A 16,956-nucleotide genomic window follows, 5' to 3' on the forward strand; every position below is an offset into this window, starting at 1 on the left:
TACTATTGGCAATGGAAAGGACGATGTTTGAATGGAAAAAAAGGACATGCAGGAGCAAGTGGTGATAAATGGTGTTGAGCAATTCAGAGGCTTTGCCAAAGAGGGGCGCTGTGCTAGCTATATTCCCATGCTAGCTGAACGAAATCCTGATCACTTGGCTGTGTCTGTTATTGGACCAGATGGCTACGAAGTTCGTGCTGGCGATAGTGAGGAATTATTCACACTTCAAAGTGTATCCAAAGTACTGACTTTTATTTTAGCATGTATGGATAAAGGCTTACCATATGTTTTAGAAAGAGTAGATGTAGAGCCAACAGGTGATACATTTAATTCGATTATTCGCTTGGAGAGCCATCAGCCAGGCAAACCTTTTAATCCGATGATTAATGCAGGTGCGATTACGGTATCCTCCATGCTGACAGGGCATTCGCCATCTGAAAAGCTAACAAAGCTACTCCACTTCCTACAGCAAATTACAGGAAGGGCACTTACGATTAATGAAGCTGTTTTTCAATCAGAATGGCAAACGGCTAACCGCAATCGTGCCCTCGCTTATTATTTAATGGATTCAGGCTTTTTAGATTGTCCTGTAGAAGAGGCTCTTGAAGTTTATTTGAAGCAGTGTGCCATTGAAGTAACGGTTACGGATTTGGCTAAGATTGGCTTAGTCATTGCGCATGATGGCTATCACCCACTTTTAAAAACACAACTCTTTTCAAAAGAGGTTGCCAAGATGGCGAAAGCATTGATGGTGACTTGTGGGATGTATAATGCTTCGGGCAAATTCGCAGCGTTTATAGGTTTGCCTGCGAAAAGTGGTGTTTCAGGTGCGATTTTGGCAGCTGTACCAAGTCATGCAAGCTTACATTCACCATTTCCTACAGGCTGTGGCATCGGCATTTATGGACCTGCGATTGACGAGATTGGCAATAGCGTGGCAGGTGTTCAGTTGCTAAAGTATCTTGCGACTAAATGGCAAATGACTATTTTTTAATGCATAAAAGGAGCCATCTCGGTCAAAGGAGATGGCTCTTTTTGTTGGATAGTCTAGTATGTTTTCTTCGATTTAATTTTACCTGTCCAAGTACGGAAGCCGCCTTGTAGTTGGTAAATTTGATGGTAGCCACGCTTTTTAAGGAATAATGCTGTACGTGCGCTACGACCTGTATTTTGGCAGTATAAATATACTGGTAAATCTGGACGAATTTCTTTGTAGCGTTGACGCATTGCAGACGATGGGACGTTACGTGCACCTAGAATATGACCTGCATCAAATTCTTTTTGCTCACGCACATCGATTATTTGTGCTTTACGATACCCTTCAATAAATTGTTCCTGTGTTAAATTTGTGACAGCTTTTTTGAGGCGCAGTGCATTAAGCCCTAAATATGCTAATAGGACTACAAGCACAACACCGAGTGAAATCCATATGCTCAAGATGTTCTTACCCCTTTCTATCTTCTTACTTATTATAAAAGATGCGCTAGCGATAGTCCAATGAGTTTGATAAAATTAACTAGATTGTGTTACATAGACATGACAGAATTGTAGGAGATGACGAAATGACAACATGGTATTTTTTAAATTCGGGAAAATGTAGTCCTTCTTTTAATATGGCATTGGATGAGGCATTGCTTGATTGGCATAGTGAGGGATTAATTCCACCAGTAATTCGCTTTTATGAATGGGAGCCAGCTACATTGTCGATTGGTTATTTCCAACAAGCAAAAAGAGACATTAATTTTGAAGCACTGAAGGAGCAAGGCTTAGGCTTTGTGCGTCGACCAACAGGTGGTAGAGCGGTTTTACATGAGCATGAGTTGACATATAGCGTCATCGTATCAGAAAGCTATCCTGATATGCCTGAGTCGGTGACAGAGGCATATCGAGTATTAAGTGAAGGTATTTTGCAAGGCTTTCATCATTTAGGGATGGATGCTTATTTTAGTGTGCCTGATACAGAAGAAAAAAGAGCGGATTTAAAGCAGCCGAAAAGTGCGGTTTGTTTTGATGCACCGAGCTGGTATGAGCTTGTTGTAGAGGGTAAAAAAATTGCGGGCAGTGCGCAAACACGTCAAAAGGGTGTTATTTTACAGCATGGTGCGATTTTGCTTGATTTAGATCAGGAAAAATTATTATCTGTGTTTAATTTCTCCAGTGATGAAGCGAAAGCACGTATGCGCAGAAAATTACCAGAAAAAGCAGTGGCGATTAATACCTTGGCGAAGGAGCCTGTGACGATTGAGCAATGTGTTGTGGCTTTCCGAGATGGCTTTGCAAAATCGTTGCAAATTGAGTTAAAACCATTTACACTTTCTGAAGAGCAGTTAGCATATGTGCATGCGCTTGAAGAAAAAAAATATAAACAGGATGAATGGAACTTCAAAAAATAGAGAAAAAATATTTTTTAGTAGTATAAACCTTGTTATAGCAAGTGGTTCGTATGTTCGCTAAAATTGCAAGAGTTGAATTGAAAAACTATATATAGTATTTTAAAATAAAGCAATACACAATATGTAGTGTTAATAACACATGATATTGTGTATTTATTATTGTAAGGGAGGCAAAATGATGGTAACGCTAAATCATCAACCCGAAGTAAACACACAATTTGAGCAATTAAACAAGGATATTGAACAATTTCCACAGGTGCATCCTGTAACACCAGATATGCATATTACGCATAAAGGTGTGTCAAGACTCGTGATGATTGATCGCTATTCGTTTAAGGATACAGAAAAGAAAACGTTAAAAGTTGGTGATTTTGTTGTTTTAACGGTGAAGGCTGATCCAAGATTTCCTGCAAGGGGTTTAGGAACAATTCAAACGTTAGATTGGTCGACAAAAACAGCAGATATTTTAATTGAGGAAGACTATCGTAGTGCTTTAGATAACCCACAGGAGCAAGAAAGTGGTATCATCACACGCTCAATTGATGTGTTAGAAAAGCCATTAGAAATTTTTTATGAGCAAATTGCCAAGCGTAATGCGACGGGGCTTGCCGCAGTAGAAAAAACAGCGGACAAGCGTCAAGAATGGTTTGAGAAATTTTATGAGCAGCTTGTATCGCTGAAATTTATTCCAGCAGGACGTGTGATTTATGGAGCAGGCTCTGAAACGGATGTGACCTTCTTCAACTGTTACGTGATGCCATTTGTAGCGGATTCACGTGAAGGCATTAGTGATCACCGTAAGCAAGTAATGGAAATTATGAGCCGTGGTGGTGGTGTTGGGACAAATGGTTCGACACTTCGTCCACGCAACACATTGGCACGTGGCGTCAATGGGAAATCTTCTGGCTCTGTCTCATGGCTAGATGATATTGCAAAGCTGACTCACCTTGTTGAACAGGGTGGATCACGTCGTTAAGACTCGGCGACGTAATCTCGCGAATTGCTGGAACACCCTGAGAGCTTTTCTTGCTACAACGTAAGCTGTGAGGCTAGGCGTGAATGCTTGAAAAAAGAAAAGATTGGGCAATCAGCAGCGAAGCATCTATGGAAACGTAGATGAACGTTCAACGACTATTGAAACTTTCTAAGCTTCTCAAGTATGAAAGAAGTAAATTATAGGATGCGGTAACGCTCTTATGAGGTGCGAGACAAAGGACACGATTCTTTGATGATATAGTCTGATCTTATGTGAAAGCATAAGAGTATGGCAGAAATGACCATACCAAAAAAATAATATTCACTATTTTTTTGTAACAAAAAATGGGAGCACAAATGATTATGCTGGCAGATTGGCACCCTGATATCGTGGAATTTATTATTTCAAAAATGCAAAATCCACGTATTCTACGGTACTTAATCGAAAATACAACGGATGCAACAATTATCCGTTTAGCAAAAGAAAAATTAAACTTTAAACCTTTATCATTGCAAGAAGAAGCGATGTATCAAGGCATTGTGAACTATAAAAATATTGAAGGCTTCGGTGGCTTTGATACAGCGATTATTCGTGAAGCTGAAAATAAGCTACGTGATGGTGGGACATATACTGTCCACAATTCAGAATTTTTAACAGGTGCGAATATTTCGGTTACGTTGACAAAAGAATTTATGACGGCTGTTGAACAGGATGCAGATTTCGAGCTTCGTTTCCCAGCTGTTGAAGAATATACAAAAGAAGAAATGGCTGTTTACAATCGTGAATGGCATAAAATTGGCGATGTACGTGAATGGGAGAAATTGGGCTATAAAGTACGCACATACCGCACAATTAAAGCAAAAGAATTATGGAATTTGATTAATATTTGTGCGACGTATTCAGCAGAGCCAGGCATTTTCTTTATCGATAATGCCAATGATATGACAAATGCGAAAGCCTATGGACAAAGCGTTGTAGCAACAAATCCGTGCGGTGAGCAGCCACTTGCACCGTATTCCGTTTGTAACTTAGCTGCTGTGAATTTAGCACAGTTTGCCAATAAAGAAAATCAAACAGTCGATTACGAGGCATTACGTGAAACGGTTCGTGTTGGCGTACGCATGCAGGATAATGTAATCGATGCAACGCCTTATTTCCTAGAAGAAAACCGTATACAAGCACTTGGCGAGCGACGTGTAGGCTTAGGCGTGATGGGCTTAGCGGATTTATTGATTTACTGTGAAAAAGAGTATGGCTCAGAGGCAGGCAACGCATTAGTAGATGAAATCTTTAAAACAATTGCGGAAACAGCGTATGAGGCATCGACAGAGCTTGCAAAAGAGCGCGGCAGCTTCCCATTCCTTGTAGGCGCAACAGAGGAAGAAACAGCTCGTTTACGCAAAGCCTTCACAGAAACAGGCTTTATGCAGAAAATGCCTGCTCATATTAAAGAGCAAATTTTAGCGACAGGTATTCGTAATTCGCATTTACTAACAGTAGCGCCAACAGGTTCTACAGGTACGATGGTGGGTGTAGCGACAGGTCTTGAGCCTTACTTCTCCTTCACCTATTACCGTTCTGGTCGTCTTGGTAAGTTTATTGAAGTAAAGGCTGAAATTGTGCAAGAATATTTAGCAAAACATCCAGAGGTAAATGAACAAGCATTACCTGAATGGTTCGTAACGGCGATGGAGCTAAAACCAGAAGCCCATGCAGATGTACAATGTATTATTCAAAAATGGATTGATTCATCGATTTCTAAAACGGTGAATGCACCAAAAGGCTATACAGTAGAGCAGGTTGAAAAAGTGTATGAACGCTTGTACCGTGGTGGAGCAAAAGGTGGTACGGTTTATGTAGATGGTAGCCGCGATTCACAGGTGCTAACATTGAAGGCAGAAGAAAATGATATGGATCAGCTATCATTTGAGGAAGAGCTAGTAGAGGAGCAAACAAAGCGTCCTGTTGTGCTAGTAGATACAATTCAAGCATTAGAATCCACAACGGTAATTGGCTCAGACGTTGGTAATACATGTCCTGTTTGTCGTAAAGGAACAGTTGAGGAAATGGGCGGCTGTAACACATGTACAAACTGTGGTGCACAGTTGAAGTGTGGCTTGTAAGATAAAAAGTGTTTACTAGTTGTATAGCTTTGAAATAAAGTTACGATGTTTGTAAAATGTTGCGAAGCTTTACCCCTTTGGTTATTTTTTAGCCAAAGGGGTGTTTTTATATCTAAAAGAACTAGAACATTTAAAGTTGGAAAGTGGATTAAAGAAGGTCGTGGCTCGAGAGTTAGTGCAGATTATAAACTGTGGTTAAATATTCAAGAAATATCTTCAAAAGGTCGGTCTACCCGTTTAAATGTAGATTTATAAAAAAGAGTAATCATTTATAATTTTGTTCAACAAATGGGCTATTTAATTGAATAATATTTTTGATTAAATATGGAATTTATGTTATATTATGAAGTAATGCACATCAACTAATGACGAAAGTTAGTGAATGAGGGATTAGAAGTATGAGTGAAATATCTTTTCATGAGTTAGAGAAGAAGGTCAAAAAGGTTAAAATTGAAGCATTTGTCATTTATAAAGGAAATACACGGATCTTTGAATATTTAAAGAATAAAAAAGTCGTAGAAAAGCCGTCAAAGGTTTATTCCATTACAAAGAGTATTATATCTCTATTAATTGGCATTATGGTGGATAAAGGGCTAATAAAAAATATTCATGAGCCTATTCATCACTACTTTCCAGAAATACTAGAATTTAATGACCCAGTGAAGGAGGAAATTACACTATTTCATTTGTTGACTATGACCTCGGGGTTACAAGTAGGGAATTTTCAAGGTTCAAAAAACTGGGTTAAGTTCATACTAGATCAACCAATGATACATAAACCAGGTTCAACCTTCCAATATCATAATGGCAACTCTCATTTATTAAGCGCAATTATCCAAAAAATTTCAGGTACTTCTACCGCATCGTTTGCTGAGAAGTATTTATTCCATCCATTAGGGATCCATAAATACATTTGGGTAAAGGACCCACAAGGAATTCACGGGGGTGGCTTTAGTATTTCATTAAATGTAGAGGACATGGTGAAACTTGGATTTTTATTTTTAAACGAGGGGCAATTTCATTCAAAGCAGTTGATTTCATCCGACTTTGTCCAACAAATGATAAGACCATACAAACAAGTCGATACTACTATTAATGAAGGAACATATGGATATGGCTATCAGTTATGGACCTATGAAAGTACTACTAATAATACTCAAATAGCATATTACTATGCTAGTGGGTTATACGGACAATATATATTTATTGTACCGAAGTTAAATATAATGGCTGTAGTCAAAAGCCATCTACAATATGATGAGCAATCTACACCGAGACTCTTTTTTGAAGAACTTTTAGGTAGTTGGATGGGTAAGTGAGACATTTATACAAATAAAAAGGGATTTATCTCCTCCTCCGATGGCTTAATCTTTTTTCAAAATGGAGTTTTTGAAGTTGCGATTAGATAAGGATTGAGGGATATTTTTTAATCAAACTTTATTCCAAAGCTACATGTTGTAGATTGGACATAAAGATGCCCCTTTGGATTATAGTAATCTAAAGGGGTATCTTTATATCATGTTGTGATTCTTGCATTTTGGATATGCTCGATTTCGTTCTCAAAAATACCATTTAATGGAATTGTATTGAACTAAAAATGAGCTAATCATGTTAAAATAGAAGAGTGAAGATTGCAAAAGAGATGAACTTGTAGCTTTCATTCTTCTACAATCAGTGTTCTAAAAAATAATAGGTGGTTACAAATGATGAATGGAAAAGAAATTTTGAAGATTTTTGGATTTGAAGTCCAAGAAGAGCCTGTAAGTATTTATCCCTATTCACCTGTATATCGAGTTAAACATGGTGATAAAGATGTCGTTGTAAAACGTACGCAAAGAAGAGCTGAGAGTGTCATGTCTTATATTACAATGCTAAAAGATAATGGGGTAAATGTTGTCACGCCAGTGAAATTACAAGTAGCTAATCCACAAAAATATGAGGACACAAATTTTGTTGTTTATCCATTTATAGAAGGTAAAAAATATGCAGGCACAGAAGAGGAAATCTATGAAGCTGGCAAAATGTTAGGACAAATTCATCGTTTGTCACCTGTTTCCAATACTTATAACCTTCTTGACTACGATGTTTATGATTTTAATCAGCAAGAAGTAGAAGAGAGCATGGAAGCAATTATTCAACATGCAAATAAAGCTGGAATTGAAATTGGTACGGAATTGAAAACAAAGCTATTAGAAAGTGTTGCGAGTCAACAGGAGCTTGCCCATGCAGGATTACCGCATGTTACAACACCTCATGATTTTAAAGCCAATAATCTAGTTTTAATTCCAGAACCGTATTTGATTGATTCAGACAATGCTATGTGGATACCAAGAATCTTTGACCTAGCCTTGGCATTGTTACTTTTTCATAATGAGCATAAAGAAGCCCCAGACCGTGTTTTTACAATTGATGAATGGGCATTATTTTTAGCAGGATATAAAGAATATATTGTGTTAACTGATCAAGAGAAAGTATTTTGGGAAAAGGCGAAACAGCACGTCTTCCTCGATGAAGTAATGTGGTTAATGGCTGAATATGAAGAGGACTGGCAAAACGCTTCACAGCAAAAATTGTTTCATAGCTTAATTCGTGTTTTGATTGATGGTGCTGGCTATAAACTTTAAAAAATTATATATTTCTTGATAAAAAAAGAATCCATTTTGATTAATTTTTTCAAAATGGATTCTTTTGCTTATAGATTTAATCATGATTCAATGTAGCGGCGATTTCTGGCTGCTCTTCGACTTGAAGGAGCATATTGAAAGAAGCAATCGCTACTTCGACTTGCTCATCATTTGGCTCACGCGTTGTCAGCAATTGTAGCCATAAACCTGGATAGCCAAGGAAGCGTAAGACAGGTATATTACGGCAAGCATTTGTCGCTTGCAATACTTCAAAGGAGATGCCAAGAACGACAGGGATTAATAAAATACGGTCCACAAGACGTAACCATAACGGCTCTGCTGGCACAAAGAAATATAAAAACATGCCGACAAAAACAGTAAATAAAATAAAACTACTGCCACAGCGATAGTGTAGACGTGATTGTGCTTGTACATTTTGCACTGTAATATCCATACCTGCTTCATAGCAATTAATCACTTTATGCTCAGCACCATGGTATTGGAACACGCGTTTAATAAGTGGTGTGAGTGAAATAAAATATAAATAGGTTAGTAGCAATACTAGCTTAAAGCTACTTTCTAGTAAAATTTGACCAACCTTGCCCTCAATCCAAGGAGAAAATAGATTGGCCATAAAAACAGGCACTAATGTAAAAGCGAATTTACCAAATAAGAAAGATAGTACCCCTACAACGGCTACCCCTAAAATCATTTGTAGCTTTGAACCTTCTTCCTTTTGGTCTTCTTCTTCACCTGGTGTTACATCATAACGATCGCCTGAAAATTGCATATGACGTGAGCCTAGACCTGCTGATTCCACCAATGCCACGACACCCCGTACAAATGGGATTTTTTTTAGTTTTTGTAAAATAGGTTTTTGTACTTTTTTATAATGATAATAATCAATGGAATCATCGTTACGGCGAATGGCTGTAACCGTATGTTCCTTTCCTCCGAACATCACACCTTCTAACTGTGCTTGTCCCCCGTATACAGGTGAATTGCTCAAAGCTAACACCACTCTCTATATAGTTTTCAACTGTACCATTGTACTAAATTTAGTGAAAAAGCTCTAGCATTACGCATAGGAAAAATTTGATATGGTTACACTGATGGTAAAAAGGGGTAGTGGCAGTGAAAACAGCGAGTATAACAGCGATTGTCAGTGCATGTGTTTTAGCGCTTTGTTTAAAAGGACTCCATCTGTTTCATCTTATTCAATGGCATCCGTTAGGCTTTTATAAAAAATGGCATTTATTTGAGGGAAGCTCGAAACTATTTCAATGGAGCTTTTTTATTTTTTTATTGTGTATTCTTAGTTTTTTATTATTTATGACGTTACGTTATTTGCATATGATTCCTGCTGTGTTATCCTCCCTTTTATTAGGCTTATTAGTGACGATTACGTTAGAATGGGTGGTACTCGATTTACCACTACAGCTTGTCTCCTTTAAAAAATTATCAATTCCTTTTATTGTCATTGTGATTTGTCTGTTGCGCTTTTTATTAGAAACGGCTAATTTTCATCAAAAAGAGCATACGGCTCAAAAGGAAAATTAGTTGCTGAATACGCCTTGTATGATAAAATAAAATGTGACATCATGCGGTATGTAAAAGAGTAGTATCGCATGTTCGTTCAATTCATCGTATACATGGCAAGTACATAGAAAGAGGCGAATAGTGCGTGAAGCTATTATGTTTAAATGGACCGAACTTAAACCGACTTGGTAAACGAGAGCCACATATTTATGGATATGAGACATTAGAAGATGTCAAATGTACATTGCAGGCGCTGGCAGCCACTTTGGGAGCTACAGTAGATTTTCGTCAATCGAATCATGAAGGGGTACTGGTCGATTGGGTGCATGAAGCAGAAGATGAACAGTATGATGGTATTATTTTTAATCCAGGTGCCTATACACATACAAGCATTGCATTACATGATGCCATTGCAGGTATTACGGTACCTGTAATAGAGGTACATATTTCCAATATTCATAAGCGTGAGGCTTTCCGTCACCATTCCTATCTTGCTCCTGCCTGTCTTGGTCAAATTTCAGGACTTGGGACAAAGGGCTATGAACTAGCGCTACGCACATTTATTGAGAGGGAGAATTGATTATGTTGAAACTAGAAAAGTTACGCAAGGCACTCCAAGAACAAAATATTGATGGTTTATTGATTACAAATGGTTATAACCGTCGTTATATGACAGGCTTTACAGGTACAGCAGGTGTTGCGATTGTGTCACAAAATGATGCGGTATTTATTACAGATTTCCGTTATACAGAGCAGGCTGCAACACAAATAGCGAACTACCGCATTGTCCAACATGAAAAAACAATTATTGAGGAAATTGCGAAACAAGTACAGGAAATGGGCATTCAAACATTAGGCTTTGAAAAAGATACTGTGAGCTATAGCACATATGAGCTATATAAAAACAATATTTCGGCTGAATTAGTGCCGACTTCAGGCTTAATTGAAAAAATTCGCTTGATTAAGACGGAACAAGAGATTAATATTATTAAGGTTGCGTGTGAAATTGCTGATCACGCATTTACACATATTTTAAATTTCATTAAGCCTGGTCAAACAGAGCTTGATGTGTCGAATGAATTAGAATTTTTCATGCGTAAACAAGGTGCAACACAATCCTCGTTTGATATTATCGTAGCATCAGGTCTACGTTCTGCATTGCCACACGGTGTTGCAACAAATAAAGTGATTGAAAAAGGCGACTTTGTGACATTGGACTACGGTGCATTATACAACGGTTATATTTCAGATATTACACGTACAGTAGCAGTAGGTGAGCCATCTGAAAAGTTAGTGGATATGTACAATGCTGTACTTGGCTCACAGCTTTTAGCACTTGAAAAAGTAGGCCCTGGCTTAACGGGTATTCAAGCGGATGCCATTGCACGTGACTTCTTAAAAGAAAAAGGTTACGGTGAAGCATTTGGTCACTCATTAGGACATGGTATTGGTCTTGAAGTGCATGAAAACCCTGGTCTATCTTTCCGCTCAGAAACGGTATTAGAACCAGGTATGGCTGTTACAATTGAACCAGGTGTTTATATACCAGGTATCGGCGGTGTCCGTATTGAAGATGATATTTTAATTACGGAAACAGGTAATGAGCTACTAACACATTCGTCAAAAGAATTGATTATTTTATAAATGATGGAGGAATAAAGAATGATTTCAGTAAATGATTTTCGTACAGGTCTTACAATTATTGTAGATGGCCAATTATACCGTGTGTTAGATTTCCAACACGTAAAACCAGGTAAAGGGGCTGCATTCGTACGTTCTAAATTACGTAACCTACGCAATGGCTCTGTGAATGAAAAAACATTCCGTGCTGGTGAAAAAGTAGAAAAGGCACAAATTGACAATCGTAAAATGCAATATCTATATGCACAAGGCGATGAGCATGTATTCATGGATTTAGAATCATATGAGCAAACAGAGCTTGCTTCAGCAGCAATCGAATATGAATTAAAATTCTTAAAAGAAAACATGGAAGTGCATATCCAATCATACCAAGGTGAAATGTTAGGTGTTGAGTTACCAAACACTGTTGAACTAGAAGTAGTAGAAACAGAACCAGGTATTAAAGGTGATACAGCTTCTGGCGGTACAAAACCTGCAACATTGCAAACAGGTTTAATCGTACAAGTACCATTCTTCGTTAACCAAGGTGATGTGTTAATCATCAACACATCAGAAGGCTCATACGTGTCACGCGCATAATGATAACAGACAAAAACCTACCTTTTTATGAGGTAGGTTTTTTGTATCGATTGAGCATAAATGATGTTGAATGTAGTACAAAAGGTAGAGAAGAGCGGTATCGTTGCGGAAAAATGGCTATTCTTTCGGTCATCGGATAGATGTCGATAAGTAGAAAAATGTTTACAATGGAAATAGAAGGAGTGAGGATTTGATGTTACAAACAAAATTTCACATAACACATCCAATTATTCAAGCACCCATGGCTGGTGTGACAACGCCTAAATTTGTAGCAGCTTGTGCAGAGGCAGGCATTTTAGGTTCCATTGGCGCAGGCTACTTAAATGGTGAACAGACACAGCAATTTATTCAACAGGTGAAACAATTGACAGACAAACCATTTGCGATTAATTTATTTGTACAAGATGAACCACGTATTGATATTGAAGTATTACAACAAGCACGTATGGCTTTACAACCATTTTATGATGAACTTGGGCTATCTCCCGTGCAAAGTGTCATGTCAACGGAAGTGTTTGAAGGACAAATACAGGCAGTGATAGATGAACAAGTAGCCATTTGCTCCTTTACGTTTGGCATTCCATCCGATGACGTGATTCAGCGTTTAAAAAATCATGATGTTTATTTGATTGGGACGGCGACAACGTTGGAAGAAGCGAAGCGCGTAGAACAAGCAGGATTAGATGCTGTTGTATTGCAGGGCGGAGAAGCAGGTGGTCATCGCGGTTCTTTCACTGAACCTGTCCAATTGGTTACATTAGATGAGCTCATTCAACAAGTTGCAGGTCAATTAACGATTCCATTTATTGCAGCAGGTGGTATTGTGACACAAGCTGATGTCCGACGAGTGCTTGCGAATGGTGCAGTAGCAGCTCAAATCGGTACCGCTTTATTAGTGGCAGATGAATGTGAGATTGCTAGGCTGTATAAAGAGGCTGTCATTCAGTCAAAAGCACAACAGACAACAATTACACGAGCATTTACAGGTAAATCAGCAAGAGGTCTAGTGAATGCTTTCATCAAACAAATGGAAACAGCTACGATTGCGCCATATCCATTACAGCACTATTTAACAGCGCCTATTCGTAAGGAAAGTGTAGCGCAAGGAAATCCAGCATATGGAGCATTATGGATGGGTGAAAATAGTCATTTAGTGCAACAAACAGGCACTGTCAAAAGCATTGTCGAACAATTAGTATAAGTTATTTAAAGTGTAAGTATAGGAGCTGTGTAAGTGATGATTGATTTGACCATTGCCGTCTCCTTTTTACTGAATCCGATTTTGGCTATCGTTTTAGTTTGAACATTTGTTTTTTTTGTTATAAAACACCAAAAAATGAATATACTATGGATTGGTATTTCACGCGCATATACTAGTAATTCTTAGTGAAATATTACAAAAGGACTGATAAGGTGTTGTTTCACCTTAGAGGTCTTTTTTTTTGCTCAAGGACATATATTGCTGTACACGAGGAGGCGTATGAATGGAATTACAAGATGTGTTAAGAGTTGCGGGAGTGGGCCTAGTCGTAGCGCTTCTTCATGTTTTTTTTGATCAAACAGGGAAGAAGGAGTTCTCGTTTTTTTTATTTTTTATCGCCTATTTATATATGACAGCGGAGCTATTGCGATTTTTGCGCTTGTTTTTTAATGAAATTCTTACATTCTTCCAATGGTTGACCTCTTCTGGGTAGCTTACATGGAACTAGTGCTAATCGCTATTATTATATTGCTTCTTCTACTGTTAATAAAAGAGGTCATTCAACCACTTCATGCACTGATGAGTGTGATGTTTGCTTTTTTACTATTTAGCCTACTGTTCTCAACTTTATTAGTACCACTTGTTAAACAATTAATGGAATTATTTTCTTTTTTATCATATGCTAAACTAATTTTCATCAGTGCGAGCCTTTTTTATGTTGGACAGTGGGTAGCGATGTTACTTGCTGAACATGGTTATAAATTGCTTGGACATATCGTATTTGATGGTGTGAAAATTGTCATCGTTATGTATTGGTTAAAGGAGTTTTTAACAGTTTTACAAGAAGTATCAGCCATTTTACAGCGTATTATGTAGGGGGTGAAATCCTTGGTTGAGCAGTTAGTGGCATTTCTGACAGATCCTTTTTTTCTATTATTAAAAATGACGCTTTTACTTTGTAGCTATATGCTAATTTTTCTCATCATCAATCTTCTACTGCCTCAGTTTGAAAAAGGAACGAGAATCCTTTTTTTCTCATTGTGTTAGCTACCATTGGCCCTATTGTGGTACAAGCCTTTACATTAATTGATGAAATTGCCCAAGGACTAGCCCATTTATTTACCGCCTTTTATCCCATTCTAACATCCAGCTTTCTATTATCTAGTAGTATTACAGCCGTAGCTTCTTGGCAGCCCATGTTGTTATTTTTTGTACAAGCCTTGACCATTGTGAGCAGTAAATGGCTGATTCCAGGTGTATTATTAGCCATCGTGTTTGATGTGTGCAGTGTCATGGTCAAAGAAATTTCATTTACACGTATTGCAGAGCTTATTCGTTTTACATTATTGAGCATCGTATCAGCCTCTGTTATTTGCTATATTTTGTTAATGTCTGTTAGTGGTGTAGCCGCTTTTAGTGTGAATGCAGCCGTCGCAGAACCTGTCAAAAAATTAATAGAAGAAAATATCCCTGTTGTTGGCTCTTTTGTCGTAGATAGTTTTTCGATGTTCCAACGCATGACACAATTTTCGTCCTCAGCAAGCAGCATTAGTGCATTTATAGCAGTTATTACAGTGTCGTTTATACCAACTGTGCAGCTAGTGATTAGTGCATACTCTCTTAAAATGTTGGCTGCTATTTTAGAACCGATTGCGTTTGATGATATTTGTCGGTTACTTGATAGTGTTAGTAAATCTTTGTTTACATTATGTGCTATTTCGTTCCTCATCGCTTTTTCCTTTATGTTTTCTTGTTTTTTCCTAATTGTCTTTGTGCAAATTATGACTGGAGGGAAATAACGTGCTTCTTTTACTCGCACTTCTTTTTATTTGTCAGCTATTCCTCTTTTTAGAGCAAGATCGAGAGGTGGTGTATCTTGTGAAAATTGTGATGACATTAGCCTTTTTACAATGGATACTAAAGATTCCATTTATTCATTCATAGGAGGAAACAAGCGTACATACACTTGAAAAAGAAAGGGATGAGGGGAGGCAATGTACAAGTGAAGTGGAAAAAGTTCAGAAAAAAAGAGCAGCATGGATCATAATACTCGTTGTTGCCTCCGTGGGCATCTCAATGATTCTACCTATGTTTCAGTCAAATGAGCGTGTATCACAGGTAACAAATGAAGAAAAATTAGCACAAGTATTACAAGCCATACAAGGTGTTGGGGAGGTAAAAGTTTATTTTTACTATGGTGATTTGGAAGTGGCACAAGATGATAATAAATTATTTAGTCAGTATTTTCGAGGAACTGACCAGCAAAAAACAACTGTCACAGGGATTTTAGTTGTGGCGCAGGGAGCATCAGACATTTTCATGAAAAATGAAATTCGGACGGTTATTAGTCAAATGATGCAATTACCGATTCATCGGATTGTAATTGTACCAATGGAAAATAAGGAGGAACAGTAAATGCGTGTACGTAGAAGAACAGTTTGGTTGATGACATTATTAAGTTTAGTAGCTGTTATTTCGGTTTATTATGTGGTAGATCCATCTAAACAATTTAATGGCTTAACCATTTTTACAGATGATACATTGCAACAAACAGCAATTACAGGTGTAGCGGAGCAGGAAGGTGAGACAAAGGAAGTATCTTCACCAAGCCATTTATTTGAGGAAATGCGTATGCAGATGAGCGATGAAAGAAGTCAGCTACATCAGCAATTAACACAAAAAATTGCTTCTGATCAGGCTTCAGCCGAAGAGAAAAACCAAGCCTTTAATGATATGGAAAAACTAATTAAGCAAGAATCGGCGGAAGTTATGTTAGAAATGCTAATCAAATCAATGGGCTATTCAGATGCCTTTGTTCGTGCAGAGGGAGAAAAAGTATCTGTTACGGTGATGGCAGAAGAATTATCCAAAACACAGGCCAATGAAATTATCCATCTTGTACGAACAGAAATGGATGGGGCAAGCGATGTAAATGTGAAATTTAGTACAAATAATTATTAACATAAAATAATAGATAGAAGTAAGGGATTAAAATTATTTTACAATTATTTTTAAGAAAATAAACTATCAGAAAAATAGATATGAAGTGTTGATTTTCTTGAAAATGTAAAATGTACAAGTTTACATTGTAATGTATATTGATATAATGAAAAGGCTTTCGGTATCATAGCGAAAGCCTTTTGTTATGGGCGATAAAGCAAGGTAACATATCAGCAGAGCGATAGAGAATTTTGGTGAAACTATTTCAAATTGCTGCAAAAAACTATAGAATAGTAGTCGTACTATATTTTGATTTTGGTTGTTGAAGGAGATGGAACACCTACTTAAACCAAAATAGAGGCCTTGTATATATCACAGATTTTGGCGTGACTAGTCGAGGCATAATTGATTTTATAAGGAGCGTTCAACATGTTAAAAATCCAAGAAATTCGTGAAATTATTAAATTAGTAGATGCATCTTCGATTGATGAGTTTGTATATGAAGTAGACGGCGCAAAAGTAAAATTGAAAAAAAATAATGCGGTCGTTGTAAAGGAAGCGGTTGCACCACAAATTGAGGTAGTAGCTCCTGTTGTACAGCAAGTGGCACCAGAAGTATCTGTAGCACCAGTAAAGGTAGAGGAAGTGCCTGCACCAGTGGCAGCTGCGCCAGCTGTTAATGATGCATCGTTACATAAAATTGTTTCTCCAATGGTAGGAACATTTTATCAATCACCAAATCCTGAATCACCAGTATATGTGAATATTGGTGACAAAGTTGGCAATGAAACGATTGTATGTATCGTTGAAGCAATGAAGCTATTCAATGAAATCGAAGCAGAGGTACAAGGTGAAATCGTGGAGGTTCTTGTAAAAGACGGTGAATTAGTAGAATACGGTCAACCATTATTCCTTGTAAGAGCGAATTAAGGAGTGCGAA

General features: G+C 37.6%; 18 protein-coding genes and 2 pseudogenes. 18 read left to right on the forward strand and 2 right to left on the reverse strand.

Features of this window, described 5'->3' with window-relative positions; translation table 11 throughout:
* The first annotated feature begins 31 nt into the window (after positions 1–31).
* On the forward strand, positions 32–994 hold the full coding sequence (locus OPF91_RS09375; RefSeq protein WP_264988488.1) for a glutaminase: 963 nt from the start codon (positions 32–34) through the stop codon (positions 992–994).
* Between the two features lie 53 nt (positions 995–1,047).
* On the opposite strand, the gene OPF91_RS09380 is transcribed toward OPF91_RS09375, so the two are convergent.
* A complete protein-coding gene (locus OPF91_RS09380; RefSeq protein WP_373877047.1) occupies positions 1,048–1,425 on the reverse strand; it encodes a rhodanese-like domain-containing protein in 378 nt (125 codons plus the stop codon).
* Positions 1,426–1,562: 137 nt separating this feature from the next.
* On the opposite strand from OPF91_RS09380, the gene lipM reads away from it, so the two are divergent.
* From lipM to OPF91_RS09405, 5 genes and pseudogenes are all read left to right on the forward strand, one after another.
* Positions 1,563–2,393: an octanoyltransferase LipM gene (gene lipM / locus OPF91_RS09385; protein ID WP_264988490.1), complete on the forward strand. Its 831-nt coding sequence runs from the start codon at positions 1,563–1,565 to the stop codon at positions 2,391–2,393.
* 178 nt (positions 2,394–2,571) lie between these two features.
* A pseudogene (locus OPF91_RS09390) lies at positions 2,572–3,366 on the forward strand (ribonucleotide reductase barrel domain-containing protein); the annotation flags it as partial.
* Positions 3,367–3,710: 344 nt separating this feature from the next.
* A pseudogene (locus OPF91_RS09395) lies at positions 3,711–5,492 on the forward strand (vitamin B12-dependent ribonucleotide reductase); the annotation flags it as partial.
* Positions 5,493–5,890: 398 nt separating this feature from the next.
* Complete coding sequence (locus OPF91_RS09400) at positions 5,891–6,811, forward strand: serine hydrolase domain-containing protein (protein ID WP_264988491.1); 921 nt, start codon at positions 5,891–5,893, stop codon at positions 6,809–6,811.
* Positions 6,812–7,195: 384 nt separating this feature from the next.
* Positions 7,196–8,116 (forward strand): phosphotransferase, encoded by a 921-nt coding sequence (locus tag OPF91_RS09405; protein WP_264988492.1) that lies wholly within the window; start codon positions 7,196–7,198, stop codon positions 8,114–8,116.
* Between the two features lie 76 nt (positions 8,117–8,192).
* Here the strand turns inward: OPF91_RS09405 and OPF91_RS09410 are convergent, their stop codons facing one another.
* On the reverse strand, positions 8,193–9,125 hold the full coding sequence (locus OPF91_RS09410) for a DUF1385 domain-containing protein (protein ID WP_264988493.1): 933 nt from the start codon (positions 9,123–9,125) through the stop codon (positions 8,193–8,195).
* Positions 9,126–9,250: 125 nt separating this feature from the next.
* Here OPF91_RS09410 and OPF91_RS09415 point away from each other — a divergent pair, with 125 nt between their 5' ends.
* From OPF91_RS09415 to accB, 12 genes are all read left to right on the forward strand, one after another.
* Positions 9,251–9,676 carry a hypothetical protein gene (locus OPF91_RS09415; RefSeq protein ID WP_264988494.1) on the forward strand — a complete coding sequence of 142 codons (426 nt, stop codon included), beginning with the start codon at positions 9,251–9,253 and terminating at the stop codon, positions 9,674–9,676.
* A 124-nt stretch (positions 9,677–9,800) separates the two neighbouring features.
* Complete coding sequence (gene aroQ / locus OPF91_RS09420) at positions 9,801–10,235, forward strand: type II 3-dehydroquinate dehydratase (protein WP_264988495.1); 435 nt, start codon at positions 9,801–9,803, stop codon at positions 10,233–10,235.
* Positions 10,236–10,237: 2 nt separating this feature from the next.
* Positions 10,238–11,299, forward strand: a complete 1,062-nt coding sequence (locus OPF91_RS09425; RefSeq protein ID WP_264988496.1) for a M24 family metallopeptidase — start codon at positions 10,238–10,240, stop codon at positions 11,297–11,299.
* An 18-nt stretch (positions 11,300–11,317) separates the two neighbouring features.
* On the forward strand, positions 11,318–11,875 hold the full coding sequence (gene efp, locus OPF91_RS09430; protein ID WP_264988497.1) for an elongation factor P: 558 nt from the start codon (positions 11,318–11,320) through the stop codon (positions 11,873–11,875).
* A gap of 193 nt (positions 11,876–12,068) precedes the next feature.
* Entirely contained in the window at positions 12,069–13,076 is a 1,008-nt protein-coding gene (locus tag OPF91_RS09435) for an NAD(P)H-dependent flavin oxidoreductase (protein WP_264988498.1), read from the forward strand.
* A gap of 283 nt (positions 13,077–13,359) precedes the next feature.
* Positions 13,360–13,569 (forward strand): hypothetical protein, encoded by a 210-nt coding sequence (locus tag OPF91_RS09440; protein WP_012295089.1) that lies wholly within the window; start codon positions 13,360–13,362, stop codon positions 13,567–13,569.
* Positions 13,570–13,574: 5 nt separating this feature from the next.
* Entirely contained in the window at positions 13,575–13,952 is a 378-nt protein-coding gene (locus tag OPF91_RS09445) for a hypothetical protein (protein WP_264988499.1), read from the forward strand.
* Between the two features lie 164 nt (positions 13,953–14,116).
* Entirely contained in the window at positions 14,117–14,875 is a 759-nt protein-coding gene (locus OPF91_RS09450) for a stage III sporulation protein AE (RefSeq protein ID WP_264988500.1), read from the forward strand.
* 1 nt (position 14,876) lies between these two features.
* Positions 14,877–15,020: a hypothetical protein gene (locus tag OPF91_RS09455; RefSeq protein WP_264988501.1), complete on the forward strand. Its 144-nt coding sequence runs from the start codon at positions 14,877–14,879 to the stop codon at positions 15,018–15,020.
* Positions 15,021–15,152: 132 nt separating this feature from the next.
* A complete protein-coding gene (locus OPF91_RS09460; protein WP_264988502.1) occupies positions 15,153–15,491 on the forward strand; it encodes a SpoIIIAG-related protein in 339 nt (112 codons plus the stop codon).
* On the forward strand, positions 15,492–16,037 hold the full coding sequence (locus tag OPF91_RS09465; protein WP_264988503.1) for a SpoIIIAH-like family protein: 546 nt from the start codon (positions 15,492–15,494) through the stop codon (positions 16,035–16,037).
* Between the two features lie 408 nt (positions 16,038–16,445).
* Entirely contained in the window at positions 16,446–16,946 is a 501-nt protein-coding gene (gene accB / locus OPF91_RS09470) for an acetyl-CoA carboxylase biotin carboxyl carrier protein (protein ID WP_264988504.1), read from the forward strand.
* Positions 16,947–16,956 lie beyond the last annotated feature (10 nt).

The organism is Lysinibacillus piscis (genome assembly GCF_026012395.1).
Lineage (GTDB): Bacteria > Bacillota > Bacilli > Bacillales_A > Planococcaceae > Lysinibacillus > Lysinibacillus piscis.

Coding starts and splice junctions, on each gene's coding strand:
- OPF91_RS09375 (WP_264988488.1), top strand. CDS start 32: ATGGAAAAAAAGGACATGCAGGAGCAAGTGGTGATAAATGGTGTTGAG.
- lipM (WP_264988490.1), top strand. CDS start 1,563: ATGACAACATGGTATTTTTTAAATTCGGGAAAATGTAGTCCTTCTTTT.
- OPF91_RS09400 (WP_264988491.1), top strand. CDS start 5,891: ATGAGTGAAATATCTTTTCATGAGTTAGAGAAGAAGGTCAAAAAGGTT.
- OPF91_RS09405 (WP_264988492.1), top strand. CDS start 7,196: ATGATGAATGGAAAAGAAATTTTGAAGATTTTTGGATTTGAAGTCCAA.
- OPF91_RS09425 (WP_264988496.1), top strand. CDS start 10,238: ATGTTGAAACTAGAAAAGTTACGCAAGGCACTCCAAGAACAAAATATT.
- efp (WP_264988497.1), top strand. CDS start 11,318: ATGATTTCAGTAAATGATTTTCGTACAGGTCTTACAATTATTGTAGAT.
- OPF91_RS09435 (WP_264988498.1), top strand. CDS start 12,069: ATGTTACAAACAAAATTTCACATAACACATCCAATTATTCAAGCACCC.
- OPF91_RS09440 (WP_012295089.1), top strand. CDS start 13,360: ATGGAATTACAAGATGTGTTAAGAGTTGCGGGAGTGGGCCTAGTCGTA.
- OPF91_RS09445 (WP_264988499.1), top strand. CDS start 13,575: ATGGAACTAGTGCTAATCGCTATTATTATATTGCTTCTTCTACTGTTA.
- OPF91_RS09460 (WP_264988502.1), top strand. CDS start 15,153: ATGATTCTACCTATGTTTCAGTCAAATGAGCGTGTATCACAGGTAACA.
- OPF91_RS09465 (WP_264988503.1), top strand. CDS start 15,492: ATGCGTGTACGTAGAAGAACAGTTTGGTTGATGACATTATTAAGTTTA.
- accB (WP_264988504.1), top strand. CDS start 16,446: ATGTTAAAAATCCAAGAAATTCGTGAAATTATTAAATTAGTAGATGCA.